Origin of the sequence: Mesorhizobium silamurunense (assembly GCF_014843825.1) — a bacterium.
GTDB classification, from domain to species: Bacteria; Pseudomonadota; Alphaproteobacteria; order Rhizobiales; family Rhizobiaceae; genus Mesorhizobium; species Mesorhizobium silamurunense.
Genome location: NZ_JHQR01000288.1, coordinates 1 through 6,452 on the forward strand (window position 1 = coordinate 1; position 6,452 = coordinate 6,452).

Consider the following 6,452-nt stretch of genomic DNA (forward strand, 5'->3'; position numbering starts at 1 on the left):
CCGCCGCCCCTTGACCCATTAGAGAACGATATCGGCGCGTTCCGGACGTCTTGAATTTGCGACAACGCGAGTCGTTGAATCAGTGGGAACCAAGCAGTCCAGCCGCCGTCGCCACTGTTACGGATCTTAAGTCAAATTTTACCGAACTCGCGTCATGGCTTGAGCGCTGCCGGGTGTTCCTGCCGGCCTGTTTCGCGTAAGGGGTGACGATGCGTATTGTCGGGACGATTCCGCTGGTTCTCGCCTCTGGCCTGATGGCCGTCTCCTCAGCCCGGGCGGGCGAGGGGAGCTGGATTTCCGGCGACTGGTACCTGACGCTCGGCGCCACCGGCCTGGTCGCGCCGAATTTCGAAGGCGGCAAGAAGTACATGCTGAGCGCCCAGCCCATCATCTCGCTCGGCAAGGCCGGTCCGGAGGCGCGCTTCACCTCGCGCAACGACAACATCTCGCTGGCGCTGATCGACGACGGCAGCGTGCGCGCCGGCCTCACCGGCAAGTTCCTGTTCTCGCGCGACAGCAAGGACGAGCTGAAGGGCCTCGACCCGGTGCGCTGGGGCGGCGAGGCGGGCGGCTTCTTCGAATTCTATCCTTTCGACTGGATGCGTGCGCGTGCGGAGTTGAGGCACGGCATCCGTGCCCATGACGGCTTCGTCGCCGACATCGCGGCGGACGCCTTCTACGACGTCACGCCCACGGTGCGCATCTCCGGCGGCCCCCGCGTATCCTTCGCTTCGTCGGGTTATTTCGACGCCTATTACGGCGTCAACGCCAAGGAAGCGGCGGCTTCGGGCTTGAGCGAATACCATCCGGGCGGCGGGCTGAAGTCGACGGGCCTCGGCGGCGCGATCACCTGGAAAGTGACCGAGCCGATGACGGCCAGCGTCTTCACCGAATATTCGCGCCTGATGGGGCCGGCGGCCGATTCCAGCCTGGTCAAGCAGCGCGGCGACCGCAATCAGTGGACAGTCGGTGTCTCGACCACCTACCGCTTCAATTTCTCGATGTAGGGCAAGAAACCAGCGCTCTGCCTTGAAATCCGCGCTTTATTCCTGCCGCGCCATCCGCTAAAAGCCACGCCATGACGAGCTTTTCGCGCCTGTTTGCGATTGCGATACGAATTACGAGCCCGGTGTTCCGGGTGGCCTGAGAGCCGCCGGAGCCGCCGGGACTTTTGCGCGTGGCCCTCGCGCTTTTTCCAGATGATGATAGTTCAACGCCCGAGCCTTTCCGCCGCCGGGCAATGCACATGGCAGACCAATGACCGACACCGTTGAAACGATCGACTATTCCAGAACGCTCTATTTGCCGCAGACGGATTTCCCGATGCGCGCCGGCCTGCCCGAGAAGGAACCCGGCCTGGTCAAGCGCTGGCAGGACATGGACCTTTATCGCAAGCTCCGCGAGGAAGCCGCCGGGCGCGAGAAATTCGTGCTGCATGACGGCCCGCCCTATGCCAACGGCAACATCCATATCGGCCATGCGCTGAACAAGATCCTCAAGGACGTCATCAACCGCTCCTTCCAGATGCGCGGCTACGACGCCAATTACGTGCCGGGCTGGGACTGCCACGGCCTGCCGATCGAATGGAAGATCGAGGAGCAGTATCGCGCCAAGGGCAAGAACAAGGACGAGGTGCCGGTCAACGAGTTCCGCAAGGAATGCCGCGACTTCGCCCAGCACTGGATCAAGGTGCAGGGCGACGAGTTCCAGCGCCTCGGCGTCATCGGCGATTTCGACAACCCTTACACAACGATGGCTTATCATGCCGAGTCGCGCATCGCCGGCGAGCTGTTGAAGTTCGCCATGTCGGGCCAGCTCTATCGCGGTTCCAAGCCGGTGATGTGGAGCGTTGTCGAGCGCACCGCGCTGGCCGAGGCGGAAGTCGAGTACCAGGACTATGAGAGCGACACGATCTGGGTGAAATTCCCGGTCGCGAGCCTTGCGCGCCCGGTTTCCGGCGCCGAGGACGCGCAGGCGGCGGCATTGTCCGAATCCTCGCTCGACCTGCTAGAAGCCCATGTCGTCATCTGGACGACGACGCCGTGGACACTGCCCGGCAACCGCGCCGTCAGCTTTTCGTCCCGCGTCGCCTACGGCCTCTACGAGGTGACGGCGGCCGAGAACGATTTCGGCCCGCAGCCCGGAGAGAAGCTGATCTTCGCCGACGCGCTGGCCGAGGACGCCGCTTCCAAGGCCAAGGTCACGTTGAACCGCCTTCACAACGTTTCGGCCGAACAGCTTGCAAGCCTGACACTTTCGCACCCGTTCAGGGGCCTTGCGGACGGCTATCAGTTCCCCGTGCCGATGATCGCGGGCGAGCATGTCACCGACGATGCCGGCACCGGCTTCGTGCACACCGCGCCCAGCCACGGCCGCGAGGACTTCGACGCCTGGATGGATGCGGTGGCCGAGCTGCTCAAGCGCGGCGTCGACACCTCGATCCCGTTCCCGGTCGACGATGCCGGCTTCTTCACCAGGGACGCACCGGGCTTCGGCCCGGACCGCGAGGGCGGGCCGGCGCGCGTCATCGACGACAACGGCAAGAAGGGCAACGCCAACCAGGCGGTCATCGAGGAGCTGATCAAGCGCAACGCGCTCTTCGCGCGCGGCCGGCTGAAGCACAGCTATCCGCATTCCTGGCGCTCGAAGAAGCCGATCATCTTCCGCAACACGCCGCAATGGTTCGTCTATATGGACAAGGACCTCGGCGACGGTACGACGCTGCGCAGCCGCGCGCTTAAGGCGATCGACGACACCCGCTTCGTGCCGGCGGCCGGCCAGAACCGCATCCGCGCCATGATCGAGGAACGCCCCGACTGGGTGCTGTCGCGCCAGCGCGCCTGGGGCGTGCCGATCGCCGTCTTCGCCGACGAGGACGGCAATGTGCTGAAGGACGAGGCGGTCAACCAGCGCATCATGGACGCCTTCGAGAAGGAAGGCGCCGACGCCTGGTTCGCGGACGGCGCCAAGGAGCGCTTCCTCGGCAATCATGACGCCTCGAAATGGCACCAGGTGATGGATATCCTCGACGTCTGGTTCGATTCCGGCTCGACGCATGTCTTCACGCTGGAGGATCGCCCCGACCTCAAATGGCCGGCCGACGTCTATCTCGAAGGCTCGGACCAGCATCGCGGCTGGTTCCATTCCTCGCTGCTAGAAAGCTGCGGCACCAGGGGCAGGGCGCCCTACGACACGGTCATCACCCATGGCTTCACCATGGACGAGGAAGGCCGCAAGATGTCGAAGTCGCTCGGCAACACCGTCGTGCCGCAGGACGTGATCAAGCAGTCCGGCGCCGATATCCTCAGGCTCTGGGTGGTGACGACCGACTATTGGGAAGACCAGCGGCTCGGCAAGAACGTGTTGCAGACCAATATCGACGCCTACCGCAAGCTCAGGAACACGATCCGCTGGATGCTGGGCACGCTTGCCCATGACGATGGCGAGGACGTTGCGCTGGACAAGATGCCGGAGTTGGAGCGGCTGATGCTGCACCGCTTGTCCGAGCTCGACGAGTTGGTGCGCCAGGGCTACGACGCCTTCGAGTTCAAGCGCATCACCCGCGCGCTGCTCGACTTTATGGTGGTGGAGCTCTCGGCTTTCTACTTCGACATCCGCAAGGACGCGCTCTACTGCGACGGGCCCTCCAGCCTGCGCCGCAAGGCGGCGGTGCAGGTCGTGCGTCACCTCTTCGAATGCCTGGTGAAGTGGCTGGCGCCGATGCTGCCCTTCACCATGGAAGAGGCCTGGCTCGACCGCCACCCCGAGGCCGTCTCGGTGCATCTCGACCAGTTCCCGGCCATTCCGGAAAACTGGCGGAACGAGGCGCTGGCCGAGAAGTGGCGCAAGGTCCGGCAAGTGCGCCGCGTCGTCACCGGCGCGCTCGAGATCGCGCGCGCCGAAAAGCTGATCGGCTCCTCGCTGGAAGCCGTGCCGGTGGTCACGATCGACGATGCCGCGCTGGAAGCCGCGATCGCCGATGTCGACATGGCCGAGATGGCGATCACCAGCGACTTGGTCATCAAGCATGGCAAGGCGCCTGAGGGCGCTTTTACCCTCGACGACGTCAAGGGCGTCGCCGTGGTTGTGGAAAAGGCCGAGGACCGCGGTCTGGTCAAATGCGCGCGCTCTTGGCGCTACACGGCCGATGTCGGGCAGGATTCGGAATTCCCGGATGTCTCGGCCCGCGACGCCACGGTGCTGCATGAGCTGAAAGCGCTCGGGCGTTTGTAGGCACCTGTTTATAAGCCGGTGCAGAAATGCCACGCCGGGCGGCCCATATCCGCCCGCGCGTTGCCCTTAACAAGTGGTTGAGGTAAACACGCGACACTCCGGCAGACAAATTGTCGCCGGATTTCCATCGCAAGTGCGGGGATGACGGGGACCGCGCCGTTGGCCGGTGGCGATCAGAGGCAGCTAGAGTGGGACTGTATGGCATGACCGAAAAGACTTTTGCGCGCGCCGCGCTGCTGGCGCCGCTCGTGGTGTCGGCCTTTGCCATGTCGGGCTGCGTCGGCTCTCCGACCTACGGAACGGACAAGACCGCCGCCGAGCAGCTCGCCGACGACGTTTCAGGCGCCATTGCGATCACGCCGAAGCACCGCGATCCTATCGACTACAAGCCGCGCCCCGATCTGGTGAAGCCGGCTCCCGGCCAGAAGGAAAACCTGCCGCCGCCGCAGGAAAGCATCCAGACGGCGAGCGCCGACTGGCCCGAATCGCCCGAGGCGCGCCGCGCCCGCATCCGCGCCGACGCGACCGCCCACCAGAACGATCCGAACTACCAGCCGGAGGCCGTCGAGGACGTGCAGACCGATCCGGTGGCGGTGAAGAAGGCGATGGCCGATTCTGCGTCCAGCCACCCGCCGCGCTGGTCGCCGGACGATTCCAGCGCGACCCGCACCGCCGAGATCCAGCGCCGCCTCGCGGAGCAGAAGCAGGGCAATCCCAATGTCCGCAAATATCTGAGCGAGCCGCCGCTCGCCTATCGTCAGGCTGCCGACACCGCGCCGCAGAACGAGCTCGGCGAGGACGAGTACAAGAAGGAGCGCCGGCTCAAGGCGCAGGCGGAAGGCAAGAAGGGCGGCGGCTGGTTCGACTGGCTGGGCCTGTAAGCGTCCCGCAGTCTTCAAACCGCGCTGCAGCCTTAGATTTCCCGCTTCTCCCGGAAGAAATCCTTCAGGATGAGGGCCGCTTCGCTTTCGCCTAGCCCCGAATAGATGTCTGGCGCATGGTGGCAGGTGGGCGAGGCAAAGAAGCGCGCGCCGTTGACCACCGCGCCGCCTTTCTCGTCGGCGGCGCCGAAATAAAGCCGCCGGAGTCTCGCAAAGGAAATGGCGCCGGCGCACATGGCGCAAGGTTCCAGCGTCACATAGAGGTCGTGACCGGTAAGCCGCTCGCTGGCGAGTTTGCGGCAGGCTTCGCGGATCGCCAGCATCTCGGCGTGCGCGGTCGGGTCGGCGAGCTCGCGCGTGCGGTTGCCGGCCTTCGCCACCACATTGTTGCCGTAAGCGATCACGGCGCCGACCGGAACTTCGCCCCGGCTTGCGGCCGCCTCGGCTTCCTTGAGCGCCAAAGCCATGAAATCCGGCCGCTTCACGCGCTTTCCATTCCGATTACTCCTCGCCACCCGACGGTGATCCTGTTATCTAGCGCGTGACCCTGAAAACCGGAATCGGTTTTTGCCGCGCTGCTGCATGCGCAAAATCAAGATGACACTGCCTGCATTGCGCGTCCGAAGGGGCGCGTGCGCTGTAGCAGTCCAAGACGAGCAAGATCCATATGGACGACGATAAGAAATCATCACGACAAAAGGGACCGCGCAAAGGCGGATCGAAACCGGCGCCGCGCGGCGACAAGCCGTTCCGCAAAGGGCCGCGTTCGGAGGGCAAGCCCTTCGAGAAGCGCGATGGCGCGCGCAAGCCCTACTCACAGCGTAGCGACAGGCCGTTGGCCGCCGACGGCGAGAAGCCCCAGTTCAAGCGGGCCTACAAGCCACGCGACGAGGGCGCGGAACGCGGCGAAAGGCCGTTCCGCAAAGGACCGCGCCCCGAGGGCAGGCCATTCGAGAAGCGTGAAGGCGCGCGAAAACCTTATACGCCACATGGCGATCGGCCGGTGGCGGCCGAAGGCGAGCGCCGGGATTTCAAGCGCAGCTACAAGCCACGTGAAGTCGGCGAGGGCGGCGAGCGTGGCGAAAGACCGTTCCGCAAAGGACCGCCGCGCGACGGCAAGCCCTTCGACAAGCGCGAAGGACGCAAACCCTACACGCCGCGCGGCGATCGGCCGATGGCCGCCGAAGGCGAGCGCGGCGAACGGCGCTTCGATGGTCCCAAGCGCGACTTCGCCGACCATCCCAAACGTGATTTCGCGGAGCGCCCAAAGCGCGATTTCAGCGATCGTCCGCCGCGCGACACCGCGCCCAGGCAGGGCGGCTTCAAGCCGCGCCCGCG

Annotated in this window: 4 protein-coding genes and 1 pseudogene; 4 read left to right on the forward strand and 1 reads right to left on the reverse strand. The window is 65.0% G+C overall.

Going from position 1 to position 6,452, the window contains the following annotated elements; genetic code table 11:
• Window positions 1–209: 209 nt before the first annotated feature.
• From DH10_RS29510 to DH10_RS29520, 3 genes are all read left to right on the forward strand, one after another.
• Window positions 210–1,007 carry a MipA/OmpV family protein gene (locus DH10_RS29510; protein ID WP_192250513.1) on the forward strand — a complete coding sequence of 266 codons (798 nt, stop codon included), beginning with the start codon at window positions 210–212 and terminating at the stop codon, window positions 1,005–1,007.
• Window positions 1,008–1,257: 250 nt separating this feature from the next.
• Window positions 1,258–4,233, forward strand: coding sequence for an isoleucine--tRNA ligase (ileS, locus tag DH10_RS29515; RefSeq protein WP_192385631.1), 2,976 nt, complete (start codon window positions 1,258–1,260; stop codon window positions 4,231–4,233).
• 203 nt (window positions 4,234–4,436) lie between these two features.
• Window positions 4,437–5,114 (forward strand): hypothetical protein, encoded by a 678-nt coding sequence (locus DH10_RS29520; RefSeq protein WP_192250508.1) that lies wholly within the window; start codon window positions 4,437–4,439, stop codon window positions 5,112–5,114.
• A gap of 32 nt (window positions 5,115–5,146) precedes the next feature.
• On the opposite strand, the gene DH10_RS29525 is transcribed toward DH10_RS29520, so the two are convergent.
• A complete protein-coding gene (locus DH10_RS29525; protein ID WP_192250505.1) occupies window positions 5,147–5,599 on the reverse strand; it encodes a nucleoside deaminase in 453 nt (150 codons plus the stop codon).
• Between the two features lie 182 nt (window positions 5,600–5,781).
• Between DH10_RS29525 and DH10_RS29530 the strand changes: the two are divergent.
• A pseudogene (locus DH10_RS29530) lies at window positions 5,782–6,452 on the forward strand (pseudouridine synthase); the annotation flags it as partial.

Excerpts from the sequence above, each read along its gene's own strand:
- DH10_RS29510 (WP_192250513.1), top strand. The coding sequence starts at position 210 with ATGCGTATTGTCGGGACGATTCCGCTGGTTCTCGCCTCTGGCCTGATG.
- ileS (WP_192385631.1), top strand. The coding sequence starts at position 1,258 with ATGACCGACACCGTTGAAACGATCGACTATTCCAGAACGCTCTATTTG.
- DH10_RS29520 (WP_192250508.1), top strand. The coding sequence starts at position 4,437 with ATGACCGAAAAGACTTTTGCGCGCGCCGCGCTGCTGGCGCCGCTCGTG.